Origin of the sequence: Haloferax prahovense (assembly GCF_000723845.1) — an archaeon.
GTDB lineage: Archaea > Halobacteriota > Halobacteria > Halobacteriales > Haloferacaceae > Haloferax > Haloferax prahovense.
Genome location: NZ_LK053001.1, coordinates 359,353 through 380,077, shown reverse-complemented (window position 1 = coordinate 380,077; position 20,725 = coordinate 359,353). Strand labels below are relative to the sequence as shown.

At 65.5% G+C, this 20,725-nt stretch carries 19 protein-coding genes; 9 read left to right on the top strand and 10 right to left on the bottom strand.

Going from position 1 to position 20,725, the window contains the following annotated elements; genetic code table 11:
• Nucleotides 1-21: 21 nt before the first annotated feature.
• The 3 genes from BN984_RS16725 to BN984_RS16715 all read right to left on the bottom strand — a co-directional run bounded on the left by BN984_RS16725 (nucleotide 22) and on the right by BN984_RS16715 (nucleotide 3,419).
• On the bottom strand, nucleotides 22-540 hold the full coding sequence (locus BN984_RS16725) for a phage tail protein (RefSeq protein ID WP_049968788.1): 519 nt from the start codon (nucleotides 538-540) through the stop codon (nucleotides 22-24).
• Nucleotides 537-1,136 carry a phage tail protein gene (locus BN984_RS16720; protein WP_008097214.1) on the bottom strand — a complete coding sequence of 200 codons (600 nt, stop codon included), beginning with the start codon at nucleotides 1,134-1,136 and terminating at the stop codon, nucleotides 537-539. Before BN984_RS16720 ends, BN984_RS16725 begins: the two co-directional genes overlap by 4 nt.
• A gap of 192 nt (nucleotides 1,137-1,328) precedes the next feature.
• Entirely contained in the window at nucleotides 1,329-3,419 is a 2,091-nt protein-coding gene (locus BN984_RS16715; RefSeq protein ID WP_394325026.1) for a heavy metal translocating P-type ATPase, read from the bottom strand.
• Nucleotides 3,420-3,856: 437 nt separating this feature from the next.
• Here BN984_RS16715 and BN984_RS16705 point away from each other — a divergent pair, with 437 nt between their 5' ends.
• The 3 genes from BN984_RS16705 (at nucleotide 3,857) to BN984_RS16695 (ending at nucleotide 5,420) form a co-directional block, all read left to right on the top strand.
• The gene (locus BN984_RS16705; protein WP_049968787.1) at nucleotides 3,857-4,456 is read left to right on the top strand and encodes a helix-turn-helix transcriptional regulator; all 600 of its coding nucleotides are present in this window, start codon (nucleotides 3,857-3,859) and stop codon (nucleotides 4,454-4,456) included.
• Between the two features lie 218 nt (nucleotides 4,457-4,674).
• The gene (locus BN984_RS16700; RefSeq protein ID WP_049968786.1) at nucleotides 4,675-5,013 is read left to right on the top strand and encodes a hypothetical protein; all 339 of its coding nucleotides are present in this window, start codon (nucleotides 4,675-4,677) and stop codon (nucleotides 5,011-5,013) included.
• A 56-nt stretch (nucleotides 5,014-5,069) separates the two neighbouring features.
• Entirely contained in the window at nucleotides 5,070-5,420 is a 351-nt protein-coding gene (locus BN984_RS16695) for an SHOCT domain-containing protein (protein WP_049968785.1), read from the top strand.
• Nucleotides 5,421-5,433: 13 nt separating this feature from the next.
• Here BN984_RS16695 and BN984_RS16690 read toward each other — a convergent pair whose 3' ends face one another.
• Nucleotides 5,434-7,566, bottom strand: a complete 2,133-nt coding sequence (locus BN984_RS16690) for a beta-glucosidase (RefSeq protein WP_049968784.1) — start codon at nucleotides 7,564-7,566, stop codon at nucleotides 5,434-5,436.
• Between the two features lie 141 nt (nucleotides 7,567-7,707).
• On the opposite strand from BN984_RS16690, the gene bioB reads away from it, so the two are divergent.
• Nucleotides 7,708-8,766 carry a biotin synthase BioB gene (gene bioB, locus BN984_RS16685; protein WP_049968783.1) on the top strand — a complete coding sequence of 353 codons (1,059 nt, stop codon included), beginning with the start codon at nucleotides 7,708-7,710 and terminating at the stop codon, nucleotides 8,764-8,766.
• 87 nt (nucleotides 8,767-8,853) lie between these two features.
• On the opposite strand, the gene BN984_RS16680 is transcribed toward bioB, so the two are convergent.
• On the bottom strand, nucleotides 8,854-9,618 hold the full coding sequence (locus BN984_RS16680; RefSeq protein WP_049968782.1) for an inositol monophosphatase family protein: 765 nt from the start codon (nucleotides 9,616-9,618) through the stop codon (nucleotides 8,854-8,856).
• Nucleotides 9,619-9,732: 114 nt separating this feature from the next.
• Here BN984_RS16680 and BN984_RS16675 point away from each other — a divergent pair, with 114 nt between their 5' ends.
• The 5 genes from BN984_RS16675 to BN984_RS16655 all read left to right on the top strand — a co-directional run bounded on the left by BN984_RS16675 (nucleotide 9,733) and on the right by BN984_RS16655 (nucleotide 14,942).
• Nucleotides 9,733-10,410 (top strand): glycerophosphodiester phosphodiesterase, encoded by a 678-nt coding sequence (locus tag BN984_RS16675; protein WP_049968781.1) that lies wholly within the window; start codon nucleotides 9,733-9,735, stop codon nucleotides 10,408-10,410.
• 128 nt (nucleotides 10,411-10,538) lie between these two features.
• On the top strand, nucleotides 10,539-12,011 hold the full coding sequence (locus BN984_RS16670) for an ABC transporter substrate-binding protein (RefSeq protein WP_081909253.1): 1,473 nt from the start codon (nucleotides 10,539-10,541) through the stop codon (nucleotides 12,009-12,011).
• A gap of 22 nt (nucleotides 12,012-12,033) precedes the next feature.
• On the top strand, nucleotides 12,034-12,927 hold the full coding sequence (locus tag BN984_RS16665) for a carbohydrate ABC transporter permease (protein WP_049968780.1): 894 nt from the start codon (nucleotides 12,034-12,036) through the stop codon (nucleotides 12,925-12,927).
• 4 nt (nucleotides 12,928-12,931) lie between these two features.
• Nucleotides 12,932-13,798, top strand: coding sequence for a carbohydrate ABC transporter permease (locus tag BN984_RS16660; protein WP_008097192.1), 867 nt, complete (start codon nucleotides 12,932-12,934; stop codon nucleotides 13,796-13,798).
• Nucleotides 13,799-13,808: 10 nt separating this feature from the next.
• Nucleotides 13,809-14,942, top strand: coding sequence for an ABC transporter ATP-binding protein (locus BN984_RS16655; RefSeq protein WP_008097191.1), 1,134 nt, complete (start codon nucleotides 13,809-13,811; stop codon nucleotides 14,940-14,942).
• Nucleotides 14,943-14,971: 29 nt separating this feature from the next.
• Here the strand turns inward: BN984_RS16655 and BN984_RS16650 are convergent, their stop codons facing one another.
• The 5 genes from BN984_RS16650 to BN984_RS16630 all read right to left on the bottom strand — a co-directional run bounded on the left by BN984_RS16650 (nucleotide 14,972) and on the right by BN984_RS16630 (nucleotide 20,520).
• Nucleotides 14,972-15,373, bottom strand: coding sequence for a hypothetical protein (locus tag BN984_RS16650; RefSeq protein WP_049968779.1), 402 nt, complete (start codon nucleotides 15,371-15,373; stop codon nucleotides 14,972-14,974).
• 105 nt (nucleotides 15,374-15,478) lie between these two features.
• Complete coding sequence (locus BN984_RS16645) at nucleotides 15,479-15,664, bottom strand: hypothetical protein (protein ID WP_004971567.1); 186 nt, start codon at nucleotides 15,662-15,664, stop codon at nucleotides 15,479-15,481.
• Nucleotides 15,665-16,343: 679 nt separating this feature from the next.
• Complete coding sequence (locus BN984_RS16640; RefSeq protein WP_049968778.1) at nucleotides 16,344-17,111, bottom strand: IclR family transcriptional regulator; 768 nt, start codon at nucleotides 17,109-17,111, stop codon at nucleotides 16,344-16,346.
• Between the two features lie 103 nt (nucleotides 17,112-17,214).
• A complete protein-coding gene (locus BN984_RS16635; protein WP_004041221.1) occupies nucleotides 17,215-18,321 on the bottom strand; it encodes a Gfo/Idh/MocA family protein in 1,107 nt (368 codons plus the stop codon).
• Nucleotides 18,322-18,420: 99 nt separating this feature from the next.
• On the bottom strand, nucleotides 18,421-20,520 hold the full coding sequence (locus BN984_RS16630; RefSeq protein WP_181950718.1) for a DUF1349 domain-containing protein: 2,100 nt from the start codon (nucleotides 20,518-20,520) through the stop codon (nucleotides 18,421-18,423).
• Nucleotides 20,521-20,725 lie beyond the last annotated feature (205 nt).

Genomic DNA, 20,725 nt, shown 5'->3' with positions numbered 1-20,725 from the left:
GCCGGCGCGCCAACCACCAGTTCAGTCGGCGCACTCGTCGAGGTCGGAGAGCGAGTCGATTCCTTCGTGGCTCAGTTCGAGCGACTCCGTCGCCACCGCGGCCGCGTCGGCGACGAGGTGCGGCCCGGTCCACCTGACCGGCGTCGCCGACCGGCAGACCCACCCGCGGACCGGTTCGCCGGTCGCGTCGAGCAGGCAGATGCGAACGTCCTGCGGGGTCGTCTCGCCGTCGACCCACGACCGGAACCACGCCCACAGCGACCGGTCGTCGGTGACGCCTCGGCGGAGTTCGAGCGGCGGCGAACTGGTCGCTCGGCGCGACGGCGAGGGAGGCCGCGGTCGCGGACCCGGTCGCTTCCGCGCGCGGCGGTCGTAGCGGTCGGTCTCGGGCGGCGGCGAGTCGGACCGCGCCGCGTCTCCGTTCGTGGACTCGACCGCCACCGAGAGCCCGCGAACCTCGGAGAACCCCAGTTTCGGGAGCGCGTCGCACCGAACCCGAAAGCGGTGTGCACCGTAGGGAGTCGACTCAGCCGCGGTCACGTCTCGTCGGGCTCCTCGTCGCCGGCGCGGCTCGTCTTCAGTCGCGGTTCGTCGATTCCCTGCGGCAGTCCCTCGCCGACCGGGAAGTCGAGGTCCGGGAGCGACGGGGTCGAGCCGCCGTCGCTCTCGGTGTCGTCCTCGTCGTCACCGGTTTCGACCGCGACGCGAGCGAATCCCTCGTGGACGACGACGAGGCGTTCGACGGCGACTTCGGAGGTCATCGCGTCCAATCGGGGCGCGTCGTACCGCGAAGGCCACGCCTCGCGGAAGACCCAGCGAGCGGCGGGGTTGCCTGTCGCGTCCAGCAACACGACCGCGGCGTCGCGCCGGGCTTCGGTCATCTTGCCCTGCTCGACGAGCGTCCGCCACTCGGACAGTTCGAGCGACCGGTCGGTCACGCCGACTTCGAGCACGAGCGGCCCGTACTCGTTCAGTCCGGGAAGCTTCCGCGGCGTCGGCTGGTCTGCCCCTTCGCGGTACTCGACGACCGCCGAGGTCGCAGACGGGAGGTCACAGCGGCTGAACCCGGCGGTCACGAGTCCCTCGATTTCGAGCACGAACCGAAGTTGTCGGTACGGGTCGGTTCGGGCAACCATCGTTAGGGGCCTCCGATGAGGACGAGCACCGGCATCCGGGGCACAGCGGTCCGCGAAGTATTGTCACGTGAAAACATGGCAATCGTGACTCGCCGCGGCGGCTAATGAACGTGTACCCTACGTGTGAAAGCACGCGGAATGGGAGATATGTACGAGCCGTCAACCGGAGGCTATAGCACAGACGGCCTCCCATCAGGCCGAGAGGTCGACGCCCCGGAGCCGGCGGGCGTTGATAGCGACGATAATCGTCGACAGGGACATGAACACTGCGCCGACCGCCGGCGACAGGAGGATACCGACGGGCGCGAGGACGCCGGCAGCGAGCGGGAGCGCGAACACGTTGTAGCCGGTTGCCCAGACGAGGTTCTCCTGCATCTTTCGGTAGCTCGCCTTCGAGAGCTTGACGAGCCGAACCACGTCTACGGGGTCGTTGTCGACGAGGATGATATCGCCCGATTCGATGGCGACGTCGGTGCCGGAGCCGATGGCGATGCCGACGTCCGCCCTCGCGAGCGCCGGTGCGTCGTTGACCCCGTCACCGACCATCGCGACCCGTTTCCCCTCGGACTGGAGCCGCGCTATTTTGGTGTCTTTCTCCTCGGGCAGGACCTCCGCGAAATACTGGTCGATGCCGAGTTCCGCAGAGACGGCGCGCGCGACGTCCTCGGAGTCGCCGGTCAGCATCGCCACCTCGATTCCCATCGCGTGCAGCGCCTCGATGGCCCGCCGGCTCTCCTCGCGGACGACGTCGGCGAGCGCGAACGCCGCGACGACCTCCGACTCGTCGCGAATCAGATAGATGACGGTCTGCGCGTTCGAGCCGGCCTCGTCGGCGAACGACGCGATTTCGTCGGGACGCTCGATACCGAGTCTCTCCAGCAGGTTGGGGCCGCCGAGGTGCACCGTCTCGCCGTCGCCAGAACCCGATTCGGGTTCTGGTTGGCTCGACAGAGCGCCGCTCTGTCGAACGTCGACGGTCGCCCGGACGCCGAGTCCGCGGAGGTTCTCGAAGTCCGACACCGTGGCCCGTCGAACGTCGCGGTCGGCGGCGGCGTTCCGAATCGCGCGGGCGATCATGTGCTCCGAGTCGCCCTCGACGCCCGCGGCGACCTCGAACGCCCGCGTCTCGTCCCAGTCGCCCGCGGTCTCGACGCCGACGACCCCCTGTTCGCCCTTCGTGAGCGTGCCCGTCTTGTCGAAGACGACGGTGTCGAGGCGTCTGGCTTCTTCCATGGCGATTCGGTCGCGGACGAGCATCCCGTTCCGGGCGGCCGTCGAGGTGTTGATTGCGACCACGAGCGGGACCGCCAGACCGAGCGCGTGCGGACACGCGATGACGAGAACCGTCACGACGCGTTCGAGGACGCCGACGCTGAACCCGACCGCGAGAACCCACGCGACCGCCGTGACTCCCGCGACGGCGAGCGCGGCGTAGAACAGCCACCCCGCCGCGCGGTCCGCAAGGAGTTGCGTGCGGGATTTGGACTGCTGGGCGTCCTCGACCAGACGCATGATGCCCGCCAGCGCCGTCTCGTCTCCCGTCTTCGTGACCCTCACGCGGAGGCTCCCGTCCTGATTGACCGTGCCGGCGATGACCTCCGAACCGGCGTCCTTGTCGACGGGGCGGGACTCGCCCGTAATCATCGACTCGTCGACCGACGACTCGCCTTCGACGACTTCGCCGTCGGCGGGAACCGACGCGCCGGGCCGGGCGAGCACGACGTCGCCTTCCGAGAGCGCGGAGACGGGGACTTCCTCTGTGTCTCCACGCTCGGTGACGCGCTCGGCGGTGTCGGGCATGAGTTTGGCCAGTTCGTCGAGCGCCCCGGAAGCCTGCCGGACCGACCGCATCTCCATCCAGTGACCGAGGAGCATGACGTCGATGAGCGTGACGAGTTCCCAGAAAAACGGCGTCGTCCCCTCGATGAACAGGCTCGCAATCGAGTAGACGAACGCGACGGTAATCGCCAGCGAGATGAGCATCATCATCCCCGGTTCGCGGCTTTCCAGTTCGGTCCGAGCCATCGAGAGGAACGGCACACCGCCGTAGGCGAAGACGACGATAGAGAGGACGGGCGTAATCCAGACGCTTCCGGGGAACGTCGGTGCGGTGTAGCCGAAGACACCTTGGACGAACTCGCTGAAGTAGACGACCGGCAACGACAGCGCGAGCGACACCCAGAACCGCCGCCGAAACATCTGTTCGTGGCCCGAATGGTCGGTGTGAGCCTGGCGATGGTGGTGCGACGAAGCGTCGTGGTCGTGGTCTGGGTGGGTGCTCATGGATTGGTGGGTGGTGCCGTTCCCCGTATCTTGTCCGGTGCCTGAAACAGCGCGGCGCGGTCAGGCGAAGGAGATTCGGGAGCGGGCGGCGAGGCGGTCGTCGAGCGGCATGCGGTCCTCGAACCGTCTAGGTTCTCGCAGACGCGAGAAGCGCATCGTATCACGCGACTTCGGCTCTCTGTTCACGGTCAGCGGGTATCCCTCGACGGAGACAGTCGCCGACGTACACAGAAACGTACGCTCTCCGACCTTATGCGGATTTTCCCTTCGAAACATCGGCTCTGAGACGGTCGGTATCTTGGAATCGAAAACATCGCGGGTCATCCCGGACCCCACCGAGCGCACGCAGGAGTGGACGAGGCAATCACAACTGGTACACCGGTGTCGCTCCAATCACCGTGCATGAACGAGCACCACGGCGAACCGAGGCGGGACGGATGAATCGGCGACGGGCCGACGCGGTCGTCGGCGCGCTCGTCGCTGGCACCGTTCTCATCGGTGGGGCGCTCAGTTGGCAGGCGTACCAGCGACAGCAAGCGTTCGAGCAGATGGGCTCGATGATGGATATGGGAACGTCGATGGGGGCCGTTCACGGAACGAACCCGCTGTGGTACGTCCTCGGGACAGTCCTCGCCGCGACCGTCATCGGCGGCGGGTATCTCGCGGTTCGAGACGCGCTCGACGGTGCGGACGCGAGCGAGCGCGTTCAGGACCAGACGGTGAATCCGACCGAGCGAGAGCGGTCCGAACCGCCGGCGGAAGCCGAGGAATCGGAGGAAACGAGTCCCTCGGCGTCGCACCCGCGAACTCGCGTGCTGGACCTCCTGCCGGAGGACGAGCGCCGGGTGCTCGAACCGGTTCTCACCTCGCCCGGTATCACGCAGATAGAACTCCGGGACCGCTCTGACTTCTCGAAGAGCAAGGTGAGCCAGACGGTGAGCGCCCTCGAAAAACGCGGGTTGCTGTACCGCGAGCGACAGGGGCGGACGTATCGAATCTATCCGAGCGACGAGTTACAGCAGAACCAAGCGCCGTAGCCGACCGCCGCGGCGTCTCTTCTCCCGCGGGGTGCCCGAACCGGTACGGGAGAGTACGCGGAGAAACCCGACACCGACGAATTCGGCGCGGATGAACGGTCTCGTTTCTGAAAAACGATTAGAGCGCAGTATAAACGTTCTCGAACGCTCTCAGCGCAGTTTTCACACCCATCCCGATAACCCCGGAGCGACCCTACGACCAACCGAGGAGAAACACAATGACCAACGTCAAACTCGGCCGCTGGCTGCTCGCGGTGCTCGCAATCGTCGGACTCGCGGTCGCCGCGCCCGCGGTCAGCGCACACGGCGACGAAACGGCTGTCGACGACGCGGCCCCGGCCGGCGGAACCGCCGCCGAGTGGGCGGCGTGGATGGAGTCGCAGATGACCGAACACATGGGACCGGAGAGCGTCGAGTGGATGGAGTCGCACATGGGCGTGACCGTCGACGAGATGGCCCGGGACATGGCTGACGGCGACCACGACCACGGAAGGTACGGACAGAACGGCGGAATGTACGGGCAGAACGGCGGAATGTACGGACAGGGCCACTGCTGACGGCTCTGACCGGCTGAATCGCCTCGACAGAACACCGCAACTCACCGATTCGAAATATGACACAATGTGACACGCACCTCGGACGTACTGCTCGCCGACTCGCGATGCTCGCGGTCCCGCTACTGGTCGCGGCGACCGGCACGGCCGCCGCCATGGGCGGCGGGTACGGCGGCGGCATGATGGGTGGCGGGTGGGGGCTCTTCGGCGGCGGGATGGGCCTCTGGGGACTCCTCTGGATGGGGCTACTGCTCGCGGTTCCGCTGTACCTCGTCTTCGCCCTCGGGAAGCGGCGGGAGACCGAACCCAACGAACGGCCGCTGTCGGTCCTCCGAACCCGCTACGCGCGGGGCGAACTCTCGGACGACGAGTTCGAACGGCGGCGCGAACGGTTGAAGCGCACCGAATAGCTCGTTCGGCAGTCTATCGTGACACCGTCGTCTCGGCTCGAACGTCGCGAGACGAGCGACCGACCTCGATGACGTAGTCGCCGGCGTCGACAGTCCACCCCTCGGAGTCGTCGTATCTTCGGAACGCGTGCTCGGACAGGGTGAGTTCGACCGTCTCGGTCGCGCCGGCGGCGAGTTCGACGGCCGCGTAGCCGGCGAGTTCTCGCGTCGGGCGCTCGACGCCCGCGACGGTCGGCGGCCGGACGTACGCCTGGACGACCTCTCTCCCGTCGCGGTCGGACGCGTTCGTCACCTCGACCGCGACTGCGTCGTCGCCGCGCACCTCCGCCTCGCCGTACTCGAAGGTCGCATACGAGAGCCCGTGGCCGAAGGGGTAGGTCGGCTCGTCGTCCGCGTCGGCGGCGTCGAAGTGTCGGTAACCGACGAAGACGCCCTCGTCGTACCGCGCCTCGTCGTCGACGCCGGGGTATCGTACCTCGGAGGCCGCGGGATACGACCCCTCGGGCGCGAACGTGACCGGGAGGCGGCCCGAGGGGTCGGCGTCGCCGTAGAGGACCGACGCGAGCGCGTCGCCGTCGGCCTGTCCGGGGTACCACGACTCGACGATAGCATCGACCGAGTCGCGCCACGGCAGTTCGACCGGGCCGCCGGACTGGACGACGACGACGGTCCGGTCGGCGGCGTCGGCGACGGCCGCGACGAGTTCGTCCTGTCCGCCGGGGAGTCGGAGCGACTCGCGGTCCGCGCCCTCCGTGGTCGCGTCCCTGACGACGACGACCGCGACGTCGGCCTCGCGGGCGCAGTCGGCCGCCGCGTCGATGTCGGGCGTCTTCCCGCCGGGGAAGTCGTCGGCGTCGCCATCGGAGTCGGCGTCCCCGCCGTCGAAGAACGAGGGCGTGACGACGCGCTCGACGCCGGGCTCGAACGCGACCGAGCCGTCGGTCCGGGCGCGGATTCCTTCGAGCGCCGAGACCTCGCGGGCGGGGGTGACCTCGGAGGAGCCGCCGCCACCGAGCATCGCCTCCGCGACACCGGGGCCGACGAGCGCGACGTCGGCGTCGTCGGAAAGCGGAAGTGCCCCGTCGTCGTTCTTCAGGAGAACGGTGCCGCGGGCGGCGAGCGTCGCGGCGAGGTCGCGGTGTTCGGCCGTGTCGAGCGCGCCGCCGTCGCCCCACTCGCCGTCGAGGAGGCCGATACGGGCCATCTGCCCGAGGATTCGCGCGACCATATCGTCGAGGCGGTCGGCCGGGACCGCACCGGACTCGACCGCCGGTTTCAGTTCGGTCGCGAACTTGGGCGTCGTGGTCTCGCCGGCCGGGATGCTCTCGTCGTCGCCCTCCGCCAGCATCTCGGCGTCGGGGTCGATCCCGAACGCCTCGTGGAGCGCTTCGAGCGAGATACCCGGCATTTCGAGGTCGAGGCCGGCGGTGGCCGCACCGACGGCGCTCGCGGTTCCGAACCAGTCGGAGACGACGTAGCCGTCGAAGCCCCACTCGTCTTTCAGTACCTCGGTGACGAGCCGCCGGTGGTCGCTCATGTGCGTCCCGTTGACGCGGTTGTACGCGGTCATGACCGACCCCGCGCCGGCCTCGACGGCCGCCTCGAATCCGGGGAGATAGAGCTCTCGGAGCGCCCGCTCGCCGACCTCGGCGCTGACGACGAGTCGCTTCGTCTCCTGGTTGTTGGCGACGTAGTGCTTCGGCGTGGCGATGACGTCCTCTGACTGGAGGCCCTCCACGGCCGCGGCGGCGAAATCGGCCGTCACGACCGGGTCCTCGGAGTAGTACTCGAAGTTGCGCCCGCAGTTGGGGACGCGAACGAGGTTCAGCCCGGGACCGAGAACCGCGTGCTGGCCGCTGGCTTTGGCCTCGCGGGCCATCGCGACGCCCTGTCGCCGCGCGAGTTCGGGGTCGAACGTCGACGCCACGGCGATAGAAGCCGGAAAGGCGGTCGACGAGCGACCGGGGATACGAATCCCGAGCGGCCCGTCGGCGAGACGAAGCTCGGGGATGTCGAGTCGGGGGACTCCGGGGACGTAGCCCGTCGCCGTCCCCTCGGGGTCCGCCGCGCCGCGCACGAGCGAGCACTTCTCGTCGAGGGAGAGCGAGTCGACCACGTCGGAGACGTCGGTATCCGAGAGAGCCATAGAACTAGTACGAGTTTCGCCAGTGGCTCGAATAGTGTTGTGATGCCAGCAGGGAAGGCACCTTGTCGGAGAGTCGACGACCGGGGCAGTGAATGTCGACGAGGCAACGGGTTTTTGAACTCGTCAACTTAGAGATGAGATATGGTTTACGAGACTGGAAACCCGACTGTCGACGACGCGGTGCGGCGAGTGCTCGGCGGCGAGGAACTCGACCGGACCGACGGGGTAGCGCTCATCGCGCAGCCGGTCGAGCCCCTCGCGGCGGGGGCCGACTACGTCCGTTCCGTCCGCTCCGACGGGACCGTCGACGCCTGTTCCATCGTCAACGCCAAGGCCGGTGACTGCGCCGAGGACTGCGGCTTCTGCGCGCAGTCGGCGCACTTCGACACCGGCGTCGAAACGCACAGCTTTCTCGGACCGGAGTCGGTGTTGGACGCCGCGCGGCGGGCCGAACGCGACGGCGCACAGCGGTTCGGCATCGTCGTCGCCGAGAAGGGCGTCTCGAAGGAGCGCCGGCCCGACGAGTGGGCGGACGTGCTGGAGGCGATTCGACTCGTCCGCGACGAGACGAGCGTCGAAATCGACGCCTCGCTCGGCCTGCTCACCGAGGAGGAAGCGCGAATCCTCGCCGACGAGGGCGTGAACCACTACAACCACAACATCGAGACCTCGCCGCGGTACTTCGACGAGGTGGTCGGAACCCACGACTTCGAGGACCGACTCGTGACGCTCCGCCGGGCGAAAGACGCGGGAATGGACCTCTGTGCCGGCGTCATCCTCGGGATGGGCGAGACGCCGGCCGACCGCGTCGACGCCGCTATCGAACTCCAGAGAATCGGCGTCGAGTCGCTCCCGGTGAACGTGCTCAACCCCGTCCCCGGGACGCCGCTCGGCGACGCCGACCACGCCGACATCACGACGACGGAACTCGTCAAGACCGTCGCAGTCTACCGACTGCTCCACCCCGACGCGCGCGTCCGCTTGACCGGCGGCCGGGAGGCGAATCTCGCGCCCGACGAGCAACACCTGCCGTTCGAGGCCGGCGCGGACGGCGTCCTCACCGGCGACTACCTGACGACCGACGGCCAGTCGCCGGCGGCCGACATCGAGGTCGTCGAGCGGGCGGGCCTCGAACCGAACCGCGCGGTCAACGACTTCGACCCGGAGGCCGTCAAACGGCGGGAGGCGAGAGACGACTGAGAGTGTGGATAAACCGCCGAACCACCGAACCACCAAACAGCCAACACAAACCGCCAACCTACCGAATCGCCGCCCGAGACGCGTCACTCACCCGAGGGCGCTGTGCCGAGACATGAGCGAGATGACCTGTCGGTGGAGCGCCTGATTGGACGCGACGACGGTGTCGCCGGTCACGTCGTCTATCGCTTCGACGTGTGTCACCTCGCCGCCGGCCTCGCGGACGAGGAGCGGGCCAGTTCTCGTGTCCCACATATCGAGGTTCTGCTCGAAGTACACGTCGAAGCGGCCGGCGGCGACGAGCGCCAACTCCGCGGCGGCCGATCCCATCCGGCGAACACCTCGCGTCGACTCGCAGAGCGCCTCGAGATACGCGCCGTCGCCGTTCGCTCGGGCCAGCGAGTCGAATCCGGTCACGACAAGCGCGTCCGATAGCTCCGCGGCGTTCGAGACCGAGAGCTTCCGTCCGTTGACGAACGCGCCTTCGCCCTCGATTGCGACGTACAGCTGGTCCGCCGGAACGTAGTTGACGACGCCGACGTCGGGCCGTGTCGCACCCTCGTACATGACAGAGACGGAGAAGTGCGGCACGCCGTTGTGGAAATTGACCGTTCCGTCGAGCGGGTCGATGACCCAACGCGGCTTCGGGCGGAACTCCGGAGAGCACTCCTCGGAGACGACGTTGTCGTCCGGAAACGCGGTTGCTATCACGTCGATGATGCGCTCTTCGGCGGCCTCGTCCGCCGGGCGGTCGCGAGACCGCCCGCGAGACCCCGACCGGAAGCGGGCCCGTAACTCGTCGCCGGCGACCTCGGCCGCCCGAATCGCGGTCCACAGGTAACGGTCGTCAACCATACACCGGCTTGGCCGGGACTCGTATATTGTGACTGCTATGTTGTCTCAATAGTAATCTGTTCAGTACGTTGCTATCATAGCACGGTTGATAAGTCGTTGCCGGTGACGTATCGTATGCTCACTATCGGGCATCGAGGCTGTGCGGGCCAGTATCCAGAGAACACGATTCCCGCGGTCAAGCAGTCTGCCCCCCACGTCGACCTCGTCGAGGTCGACGTGATGCGCTGTGGCTCGGGGGAACTGGTGGCGTTTCACGACGACGACCTGTCGCGGCTGACGACGGTCTCGGGGAAACTCGCCGAAACCGCCGTCGACGACCTCACAGCGCTTCGAGTCGGCGGGTCGGAAGCGACGATTCCGCGCTTCGAGCGGGTGGTCGACGAGTGGCCCGCGGGCACCGGCATGAACCTCGATACCCGTGACCCGGGGCTCGTCGAAGACGCCTTAGCGGCCGTCGAGACGCTCGACGAGCGGGTCGTCTTTTCGTCCCCGTCGCGCGAAGCGGTCGGCATCGCCCTGGAGACGCCGTCAGCGGCTGATATCGGCTACTCGTTCCGCGACGAGGTTTCCGCGGAGTTGGCGTGGGCGGCCGAGCGGGGCTGCGAGTTCGTTCACGTCGAACACGGCCTGTGCACCTCCACGGACCTCGTGGAGCGCGCGCACGACGCCGGCCTGCTCGTCGACGCGTGGACCGTCGACGACGAATCGACTGCGACGACCCTCCGGTCGGTCGGCGTCGACGCCCTCACCGTCGACCGATGGGACGTCGTCACCACGGGGCCGTGTCCGTGATTCCGACTCGACGCTCGATGCCGACGTGGTTTTTATACCCCAATCAGAGCGGTACGAGTCACACCAGAGAACAACATATGTCTAATTATTTGGGATATAATAGTAAAATTTAAATTATGTGTTCGGATATGTTCCGATACATGCCTGAAAATGGCCCTGACGGCGAACGAGCCGAAATGACGAACCGAGCTATCGGACGCACAACCAGTCGGCGCGGATTCCTCGCAACGGCGGGGGCCGTCGGCGTCGCGGGACTCGCGGGCTGTTCCGGCGGAGGCGATTCACCCACCCAGACCGGGGGCGGGAGCGCCGAACAGTCGGGAACGACGGCCGGCTCGTCGGGCGCTCAAGACGTGAGCGTCTCGTTCTGGCATATCTTCGGGGGAGAACTCGGCCAGACGCTAGAAGACATGGCCAGCGAGTTCTCACAGCAGCACGACGGAATCACCATCGAGGCGGTCAACAACGGCGGTTACCGACAGAATCTCAATCAGTCGCTGCAAGCGTCGCGGGCCGGCGACCCGCCGGGAATCGTCCAGATATTCGAGGTCGGGACGCGACTCGCGCTCGACAGCGGTTCGTTCACGCCAGTCGAGGAGATTCTGCCCGAAGACAAAATCGACCTCGACGACTTCCTGCCGTCGGTCTTGAACTACTACCGCATGGACGGGACGCTGAACTCGATGCCGTTCAACTCCTCGAACACCATCATGCTCTACAACAAGAGTGCGTTCGAGGCGGCCGGCCTCGACCCCGAAAGCCCGCCGCGGAGCCTCGCGGAAGTCCGGCAGGCCGCACAGACCATCGTCGACCAGACCGACATGGAGAGCGGAATCAGCTGGCCGAACCACACGTGGATGCAGATCGAACAGCAGTTCGCGAAGCAGGACCAAGTGCTCGTGAACCAGGAAAACGGCCGCGACGGTCGACCCGACCAGACGTTCTTCAACTCCGAGGCGGGGCGCAGCGTCTACTCCTGGTGGAAGCAGATGGCCCAAGACGGCCTCTATCTCAACCCCGGCATCGAGGCGTGGGGAGAGGCGCGACAGGCGTTTCTCACCCAGAAGGTGCCGATGCTGTGGGATTCCACGTCGAACATCGTCTCGATGCAGTCCGGCGCGAAGGAGAACGGCTTCGAACTCGGCACCGGCTACCTGCCGACGCCCGACGGCGCGAACACCGGCGTCGTCATCGGCGGGGGGTCGCTGTGGGTTCCCGACGCCCTCGCCGACGAGAAGAAGCAGGCCGCGGGCGAGTTCATCGCCTACGTCACACAGCCCGAACAACAGGCGCGCTGGCATCGCAACAGCGGCTATTTCCCGGTTCGGCAGAGCGCCATCGACCGACTCACGAACGACGGCTGGTTCGAGAACAACCCCAACTTCAGCACGGCGTTCGACCAGCTACAGGACACCGAGGATACGCCCGCGACGCGCGGCGCGGTGATGGGCGTCTTCCCCAAGACCCGGTCCATCAACGAGGAGATATCGGTCAGCATCATCAACGACCAACTCGGCGTCGAGGAGGGGCTGTCGCGGATGGACACGCAGGTCGGCGAGGCGCTCGCCGGCTACAACGGCAACTACGACGGGAGCGAGTAGGCTCCCCCGACACGTTATTTACATGTCTACTGCCACAAAACCGTACGATTCGACGCTTCAGGCGGCGCTGTTGTTACTCCCGACGGCGGCGGTCCTCGTCGCGTTCCTGTACTACCCCGCGCTCGAGACGTTCCGTCTCAGCCTCTACGAGACGCTGTTCCTCGGACAGCGACAGACGTGGACCGGGCTCGGGAACTTCGTCAGCCTGCTCACCTCGGACGTCTACCAGTACAGCTTCCTCGTCACGGTCGCGTTCGCGGCGGTCGTCGTCTTCGGAACGCTCGGCGTCTCGCTGCTGATAGGCTACCTGATATTCTCCGTCGACGTCCGGTCGTCCGTGTATCTCGTCGCCGCGATTTGGCCGTACGCACTCCCGCCGGCGGTCGCCGCGATTCTCCTGAACTTCATCCTGCACCCGAACCTCGGCATCTTCACCCACTACCTCGAGCTTCTGACGCCCTTTACGCTGGACTGGTTTAACGACGGCCCGCAGGCGTTTGCGATACTCGCGGTCGTCGCGGTCTGGAAGCAGCTCGGCTACAACATCATCTTCATCGTCGCCGCGCTGAACAACATCCCCGAGATACTGACTGAGAACGCCCGTATCGACGGTGTCGGTCGGTTCAGGATGCTGTACAAGGTGTACGTGCCGATGATCGCACCGACCATGACGTTCCTCGTCATCATGAACACGATATACGCGTTCTTCTCGACGTTCCCGCTCGTGGACCTGATGACGAGCGGCGGTCCCAGCGACGCCACGAACTTCCTGATATTCAAGCTCTACCGCGACGCCTTCCAGTTCAACAGCCTCGGGCTGGCGTCCGCGCAGTCCGTGATTCTGTTCGTCGTCGTGTCGATTCTGATGTACCTCCAACTTCGGTTCGCGTCGGGGTACGGGCGGTACGGAGGATAACGAGATGGCAACAGAAACAGACACCACGAACATCGACGCGAGACGGCTCGTCCACCGACTACCCGACGATGTGCTGCTGCACGGCGGCATCGTCTTCTCGATTCTCCTGATGGCGTCGCCGCTGTTGCTCGCGGTTATCATGAGCACGCAGTCGACGACGGAGGTGTATCAGGTGACGAACCTCGGCCTCGGGTCGAAGGGGCTTTCGAACTACTCGGACGCACTCGTGAACTACGACTTCAGCACGTACATGCTGAACTCGTTCGTGATGAGCGTCATCGTCGTCGTCGGGAAGGTCACGCTCTCGCTTTTCGCGGCGCTCGCGCTCGTCTACTACCGCTTCCCGTACGAGCGGGCGGTGTTCATGTTCATCCTGCTGACGCTGTTGTTGCCGGTGCCGGTTCGAATCGTCCCGCTGTTCCAGTTGATGGCCGACCTCGGCTGGACGAACTCACTCCTGGCGTTGACCGGGCCGTACATCGCGAGCGCGACGGCCGTCTTCCTCTTTCGCCAGCAGTTCATGGGAATCTCGGCCTCACTCGTCGAGGTCGCGCGCCTCGACGGCGTCGGCCCGCTCACCTTCCTGTTCAGGGTGCTCATCCCGATGTCGAGGGGGATGATAGCCGGGGTGTGCGTTATCACGTTCATCTACACGTGGAACCAGTTCCTCTGGCCGCTGGTCGTCGTGACCGACAAGAGCAGTCAAGTCGTCCAGGTCGGGATTCGGTACCTCCAGGGTTCCGCGCAGGCGGGGCTGACGCAGTGGGGGCTCATCATGGCCGGTGCGGTCCTCGCATTGCTCCCGCCGCTCGTGGTGCTCGTCGTGCTGCACCGACCGCTCCTGCGGACACTCACCATCCAACAGAAATAGCGAACTCACCATGTCAGACATCACGATTCAGAACCTACGGAAGACGTACGACGACGTGCGCGCCGTGAAGGGTATCGACCTCGAAATCGACGACGGCGAGTTCCTCGTCGTCGTCGGCCCCTCGGGATGCGGGAAATCCACGACGCTCCGGATGCTCGCCGGCCTCGAATCGGTGACGGACGGTTCTATCGCCATCGGCGACCGCGTCGTCAACGAGGTGCCGCCGAAGGACCGACGCATTGCGATGGTGTTTCAGAACTACGCGCTGTACCCCCATATGACGGCGGCCGAGAACATGAAGTTCGGCATGAAATCGGCGAGCGAGTTCTCCCGCGACGAAATCGAGCGACGCGTCGAAGATGCCACCGAGACGCTCGACATCGCGCATCTCCGCGACCGAAAACCGAAGGAACTCTCGGGCGGGGAGCGACAGCGGGTCGCTATCGGCCGCGCGCTCGTCCGCGAACCGGACGTGTTCCTGATGGACGAGCCGCTTTCGAACCTCGACGCGAAACTGCGGGTCCAGATGCGCGCCGAGTTACTCAAGCTCCACCGCGACCTCGAAACGACGACCGTCTACGTCACCCACGACCAGACGGAGGCGATGACGCTCGGCGACAGGGTCGCCGTACTCGAAGACGGGAGGCTCCAGCAGGTCGCTGCGCCCCAGGAGCTGTACGACTACCCGACGAACCAGTTCGTCGCGGGGTTCGTCGGCGAGCCCGCGATGAACTTCATCCCCGCGTCGGTCCGACAGCGAGGGGATGAACACGTCGCAACGGCACCGGGGCTTTCGCTCACACTTCCCGCCGGCTCGGGACTCGACGGTATCGACGACGACGGACTCACGCTCGGCGTCAGGCCCGAAGACGTGTCCCTCGTCTCGAACCGCGCCGGGGTGTCAGAGTCGTTCACCGCCGAGGTGACGGTCACCGAACCGCTCGGAGAGCTACTGCTTTTGCACTGTCGCCTCGGCGACGAGGAGATTCGAGTCAAGGTCGAGCCGCGGAGCCGAATTGCGGCCGGGGACACCGTCGAACTCGCCGTCGATACGGACCGACTCCACCTGTTCGATTCGGACGGCGACGCCGTGTACCACTCGTCTGTACCCGAGCAGGAGACCGAGAGCGCCCTAGCAGATTGACGAGGGCGAGGTGGGCACGGACCCCGTCACTACTGTCCGTCGAAGGGGTCAGGCGACAGGTCCAGCCCCGCCCGCTCCTCGTCGGTGAGCTCTTCGAGAACGCTCGTCCCGGAGCCCGGTTTCGAGTCCCACGACCAGTCCTCGTGGAGGCGGAGGCGACCGTCGCCCAGTCGCTCGATGCGGTCGGTCGAGTGGCCGGTCGCGGTCGTCCCGTCCTCGGTGACGTGGGAGTACCGGAAGTCGAGCGTGTCGTCGAGGCGGAGACCGACGAGGTGGCCCAGCCTGACGGTTCCGCCGCGGTACGTCGCGTGAATCAGGTCGTCGGACTGGTCGAACCAGAAGTAGGTGTCGCCGCCGACGTCGCCGCCCTCGGCGTTGGCGACCGACTTGAAAACTCGTCTGTCGAGCGACGGCGTGCGAGATTCGGGCATAATCCGTGTGGGCGGCCGAACGGTATGAGTGGTTCGCCGAAACGTGTGCAGGTGCGGGCACCCTCCCGGCCGGCCGCCCGTCACGGCCCGTCACGCCACCGTCGGTCAGTAGCTACTCCGGTCTCCCGAGCCGCCGTCAGAGCCGCTTTCAACCGCGTCAGTCGCCTTCTCGATGCCTTTCTTGGCCTTCTCCTCGCTCACCTTCGTTCGCTTTCCGATCTGCTTGGCGACGTCGTCTTCGTGTCCCTCTACGAGGCCGAGCAGCCGTCGAAGCTTGCTCATCACGCCCATAGCATCAGAGATAACGACTCCTCGGAAGAAAAGGTGGCGGCCGTCGAACGAACACAGCGGATTCCGAGAGCAGACACCGAAAGAATAGTAAATTATTCGTTATATATTCAGAAGTGTTATTTCACGAGGCGACGTCTCGAACCCCGATTCGTAGTTCGGAAGTACAGGGAGACAACGGAGAGAGGCGAACGAGCCGTAATGACCGTTTGATCGGCGTTCACGGATTGTTCTCGATGGCGAACTGTGGCGATTCGGGGCAGTGTCGACTGGTGCCGAAAGCCCGAGCCAAAAATCGGTCCGAGCGGGCCATCTAGTAATTTTCGCCGTTTCAGCGACCGAGTAGTGATTTCTCGGATGCCGTCGAACGCGAGTCGATAGATAGCGCCTCGGGGCTCCGAAATGAATTTATTCTGATGAAATTGTTAATTGGTATAGTATCCGATAGTAAGATTGCGCCGGGCGTAATCGAGCACGTGCAGTCACTGCGTCCGAACGCTCGCTCACCACGGTGGCGCGTTACGAAAATATATTACAGACGTACGAGCGTAATTTGTTGATTCGCAGTAATAATACAGCGGAGAGAGCAGCTGTAACTATCGTAAGTATATAATGTTCGGCAGTTCCGAACGTCCGAAGAACGGTCGCCGGCGGCGAGTGACGCGAGTCGGTCCCACCCGAGTCACGCGAGCGCGAGTTCCAGTTCGAACTCGCTGACGATGTCTTTGACCGTGTGCGCGAGCTCGGCTTTCCTGTCCTCGCCGGTCACCGAGTGGGCCGGCCCCGTGACACTGAACCCGCCGATAACGTCGCCCGAGCGGCGCGTCGCGGCGACACCGATAGCGTAGAGTTCGTTGAAGTTCTCGGCGCGGTTGACGGCGTAGCCCTGCTCGCGGACGCGCTCTAACTCCTCGAACAGCGCCTCGCGGTCGGTGGTGGTGTTTTCCGTCTCCTGCGGGAGGCCCCATCGGTCGATTATCTGTTCGATGCGCGGCTCCGGGAGTTCCGCGAGAATCGCCTTTCCGACGGCGGTGTTGTGCAGGAACAGTCGGTTGCCGAGTTGCTCGTGGGACCACCCCATCTTACTCCCCGACGCGGTGTGCAGGAAGACGGCCTTTCCCCCCATCTCGACGGTGAAAATCGACCGGAGGCGGGTCTCTTCGAACAGTCGCTCCGTGAACTGCCGCGCGAGGACGAACGCCGGCTCTCGCGTCCGGACTTGGTTCCCCAATCGGAGCAGTTCCGGGCCGATGAAGTAGAAATCGCCCTCCTTGATGATGAACTGCTCCTGCTTGAGCGTCGCGAGGTGGCCGTGAATCGTGCTCTTGGGCTTGTCCATCCGCTCGGCGATTTCGGAGACTCGCGCGCCGTCTATCGCTTCGAGTTGCTTCAGAATCTCTATCGAGGTGGCGGTCGTCCGGAGCGTCTTGGTCGAGTCATCCGTTGGCATGACTCAATATTTTCGGCTATACATTTAAAGTTCAGGATAGTCGAACAGCTGGTCGACCCCGCGGCGCAGGGTGGCCCGGCGGGCGCGGCGTCGTCGGGCGCGTTCACCCCTCGACTTCGACCCAGCCGCCGCGCTCGCCGGACTCGTAGGCCGCATCGAGGACGCGAAGCAGCTGCACGGCGTCGTCGGCCGTCGCGGGCACGTCGCCGGTCTCGTAGCCCGCGAAGTAGTCCTCGAAGTAGTCCTGCACGAAGTCGCCCCACGCCGGGAACCGGTCGTAGGTGAACTCGAACTCGACGGTCCGCTTGGGCGCGGCGGTCCAGTCGGGGTGTTCCGAGGTGATGTCGAGCGGGACCGTGGGTTCGTGCTGCAGCGAGTCGTGGTGCAGCGGCGTCAGCGCCTGCCCCTCGGTGCCGTAGAGCCCGAGGTGCGTGTCCTTGCCGCGGTCGCTCAGGTAGTAGCCGGTGTGGTACGTCCCGAGCGTCCCGCTTTCGGTCTCGAACTGGAGGACTGCTCCGGCTTCCACGTCAGCCTCGACCGCGTCGTGGAACCGGGCGTTCACCCGCGCGATGGGGTCGTCGAGAATCCACGGCATCACGTCGACCCAGTGCGGGCCAATCCACTGGAGCGCGCCGCCGCGACTCGTCTCCCGGTCGTAGAGGTAGTGGTCGGTGTCCCGGTAGGAGAGCTGGCTGGCGTTGAAGCGGCCGTCGAGCGTCCACACGTCGCCGAAGAAGCCCTCCGAAACTCGGTCGCGGAGCGCCATCGCGACGGGGTTGCGCCGGTAGTACATCGTCGGCGAGACGGTCACGCCGAGCTCGTTGGCCCGCTCGGCGATGTCTTCGAGGTCGGCGGCGGTCCGAGCGATGGGTTTCTCGCTGACGACGTGAACGCCGTTCTCGACGGCGCTCTCGATGATTTCCGGCGTCTCGTCGCTCCGGTAGGTTATCCACGCCACGTCGACGTCGGCGTCGGAGACGAGTTCGTGTGGGTCCTCGTAGACCGCCGCGCCGCCGACGAGGTCCGCCATGTCCTGTCCCTCGGTCGTGATTTCGTCGGGCCGGTCGTCCATCGCCGCGATGTTCTCCACGTCGACCCGCCGGCCGGGCTCGCAGACCGCGGTAATCGTCGCGTCCAACTCGCTCGCGACCGCGAAGTAGGGGTCCCGGTGGTGGTGGTCGATACCGATGTATCCGATATTCGTACCCATACACGTAGTTCACCGAAAGTGATTTAAAAATGTTCGGGTACAAGCAAGGTAATCGGGGGCGGACGGTGCGGTGGCAGACGGTGCGTCGGCCTCGTGCGGTTAGCGCTGCGGCGTCTCAACCCGACGAGACCACGACCGGAGCCACGGGCGAGTCCCGCCGTTGGGGACGTTCAGCTCGTGGCTGTTGACCGGGAGGTCCGGGTAGCCGCCGACCTGTTCCTGACTGTCGACGAGGTAGCTCTCCCCGCCTTCGACGTTTTCGAGAATGCGTTCGTCGGTCGCCGTCCGGTCGGCCGGGCGCGCGCCGACGTTCGCGAGGTTGTGGTCGAACGTCCGGTCCGACGACATCGCCGCCAGTCCGTCGGGCCACAGCGGCCGTTCATCGACGACAGTCACGTTCTCGTCGACCATCGCCACGTCGCCGTCGGTGAGGTTGTCTTCGAGGTACGCCACGGCGGTGTCCACGTCGTCCTCGGTGAAGACGTTCGCCTTGTCCGAGTTGGGTCGGAGGTAGGCGTTGCCGACGATGCTCGCCTCGGTGTCGGGGTCAAGCCAGGTGCCGTCTTCGAAGTCGTACATCACGTTGTTGACGACGACGCTCTCGGTTCCCTCCTTGAGTCTGGGATGGCGGTCGGTATTGAACGCCCAGACGTTCCCCAGCATGGCGACGTTCTTCGCGTCGTTGCCGATGAGCGACCCGTAGCCGTGTTCGCCCTTCGGGTGGACCGAGTCGTCGAGCGCCTCGGCGACGAGGCAGTTCGAGACGGTCGTCTCCGCGGTCTCGTAGCCGACCGAGAGGCACTCGTCGACGCTCCACGAGGCGGAGACGTGGTCGATGACGTTGTTCGTCGTCTCGTCGGCCGTGTTGACCGTGTCGAGCGCCCAGTCCTCGGTCGCGTCCTCGATGCCCGCGTCGCCGAGTCGGACTCGAACGTGCTGGAGGACGCAGTCGCTCGCCCCGATATTCACGCGACCCTTGACCAGGGTGACGCCCGGCGAGGGCGCGGTCTGGCCCGCGATGTAGCACTTGTCGTACGGAATCGGGAGGTCGCGCACGCCGAGGTCGATTGTTCCGCTGGTCTCGAAGACGACCAGTCGCTCGCCGTCGATGGTGACCGCCTTTTCCAGTTGGCGGCGGGTCGGTTCGGTTATCACGATGATCGGGGTGTCGTCGTCGAGCCACGGTGCGGCCTCGGCGAACCCGTCGCTCGGTCCGAAGTGGGACACGCTGTCCGGGCCGGCGTGGGCCGGAACCTTGCTGTTCGACGGGTTCGTGGTGCTGAACGTGGAAACCGAACCCCGAGCGGTGTCGCCGTCGGCCGTGTCCGCCACCGCGCGAACCTCGTAGTAGCGACGCCGCGTCAGGTCGTCGGCGTCGACGCTGAACGCTCCCGACGAGGTGAGTTCCGTCGAATCCGTGGTCTTCCACGACTCGGTGGGTACCTCCCGGTACTCGAAGTAACACTCTGCGGAATCGGCACCGCCGAGGTCGCCGAGGTCGCCGGTGAGCGTGGCGGACCCGGGGCCGATGTCGGTCACGTCGCCGGTCGAGACGAGCGGGACGCCCGTCGTGTTCTCCACGCTCCCCGCGACTTCGACGTCGCCGATATCGCGGCTCCGGTCGGGGTCGACCCCCGAGAGACTCTGGAACGTCGCCGTCGCGAGCGTCCCCGAGAGGTGGCTGGTGACGGCCAGTCCGACGTAGACGCTGTCGCCCAGCGAGATGTCGGCGGCGTCGAGCGTGTTAATCGACGTCCACGTCTCGCCGTCCGTGGAGTGGTAGGTCTCTATCGTGTCTCCGCTTCGCTTGAGACGGAGCCAGTCGGCCGGTGTGCCGCCGACGCTATCCGTCTCAGCGCCGTCTTCGGGCCGATACTGCATCGACGCCTCGCCGTTGGGCCGGCGACGGACCATGACGTTCTTCGAGTCGGGGTCGAGCGACTCGCGGACCATCGGGCCCGCCTTCGTCCAGCTTTCGACGTTGTCGATGCCGGTGTTCTGGACGGCGACGTCGAAATCGCCGCTCAGCTCCGTATAGTAGTAGTGAAACGCGTCGGCGGTGCCCCAGATGTCGTCGCCGCCGCCCTGCATCGAAATCACGGTCGCGGCCGCGGCGCTGCCACCGAAGAGGCCAGTCGTCGCCGCACCGATACTTCCTGCTCCGAGCACGCGGAGGAACGTCCGTCTGTCGGGTCTCATGAGTGCATCACTCGAACAGACAACATATTCAACGATTGTTATAATTTATGGCAGTCTGGACCGAGGCCGACACAGCATATAAAGTTCGAGAGTGTCGAACGAATGACGCCGGCGCTGGTTCGAAATGACGAGATGAGACATGAGATATTACACCAATATGTTTGTAACACATCGCCTATTCCTTATAAAATTCGGGATATTCGAA

Bases quoted from the DNA above. Each gene is read 5' to 3' on its own strand.
- BN984_RS16720 (WP_008097214.1), bottom strand. From the start codon at position 1,136: ATGGTTGCCCGAACCGACCCGTACCGACAACTTCGGTTCGTGCTCGAA.
- BN984_RS16715 (WP_394325026.1), bottom strand. From the start codon at position 3,419: ATGAGCACCCACCCAGACCACGACCACGACGCTTCGTCGCACCACCAT.
- BN984_RS16705 (WP_049968787.1), top strand. From the start codon at position 3,857: ATGAATCGGCGACGGGCCGACGCGGTCGTCGGCGCGCTCGTCGCTGGC.
- BN984_RS16700 (WP_049968786.1), top strand. From the start codon at position 4,675: ATGACCAACGTCAAACTCGGCCGCTGGCTGCTCGCGGTGCTCGCAATC.
- BN984_RS16695 (WP_049968785.1), top strand. From the start codon at position 5,070: ATGACACAATGTGACACGCACCTCGGACGTACTGCTCGCCGACTCGCG.
- BN984_RS16690 (WP_049968784.1), bottom strand. From the start codon at position 7,566: ATGGCTCTCTCGGATACCGACGTCTCCGACGTGGTCGACTCGCTCTCC.
- bioB (WP_049968783.1), top strand. From the start codon at position 7,708: ATGGTTTACGAGACTGGAAACCCGACTGTCGACGACGCGGTGCGGCGA.
- BN984_RS16680 (WP_049968782.1), bottom strand. From the start codon at position 9,618: ATGGTTGACGACCGTTACCTGTGGACCGCGATTCGGGCGGCCGAGGTC.
- BN984_RS16675 (WP_049968781.1), top strand. From the start codon at position 9,733: ATGCTCACTATCGGGCATCGAGGCTGTGCGGGCCAGTATCCAGAGAAC.
- BN984_RS16670 (WP_081909253.1), top strand. From the start codon at position 10,539: ATGTTCCGATACATGCCTGAAAATGGCCCTGACGGCGAACGAGCCGAA.
- BN984_RS16665 (WP_049968780.1), top strand. From the start codon at position 12,034: ATGTCTACTGCCACAAAACCGTACGATTCGACGCTTCAGGCGGCGCTG.
- BN984_RS16660 (WP_008097192.1), top strand. From the start codon at position 12,932: ATGGCAACAGAAACAGACACCACGAACATCGACGCGAGACGGCTCGTC.
- BN984_RS16655 (WP_008097191.1), top strand. From the start codon at position 13,809: ATGTCAGACATCACGATTCAGAACCTACGGAAGACGTACGACGACGTG.
- BN984_RS16650 (WP_049968779.1), bottom strand. From the start codon at position 15,373: ATGCCCGAATCTCGCACGCCGTCGCTCGACAGACGAGTTTTCAAGTCG.
- BN984_RS16645 (WP_004971567.1), bottom strand. From the start codon at position 15,664: ATGGGCGTGATGAGCAAGCTTCGACGGCTGCTCGGCCTCGTAGAGGGA.
- BN984_RS16640 (WP_049968778.1), bottom strand. From the start codon at position 17,111: ATGCCAACGGATGACTCGACCAAGACGCTCCGGACGACCGCCACCTCG.
- BN984_RS16635 (WP_004041221.1), bottom strand. From the start codon at position 18,321: ATGGGTACGAATATCGGATACATCGGTATCGACCACCACCACCGGGAC.
- BN984_RS16630 (WP_181950718.1), bottom strand. From the start codon at position 20,520: ATGAGACCCGACAGACGGACGTTCCTCCGCGTGCTCGGAGCAGGAAGT.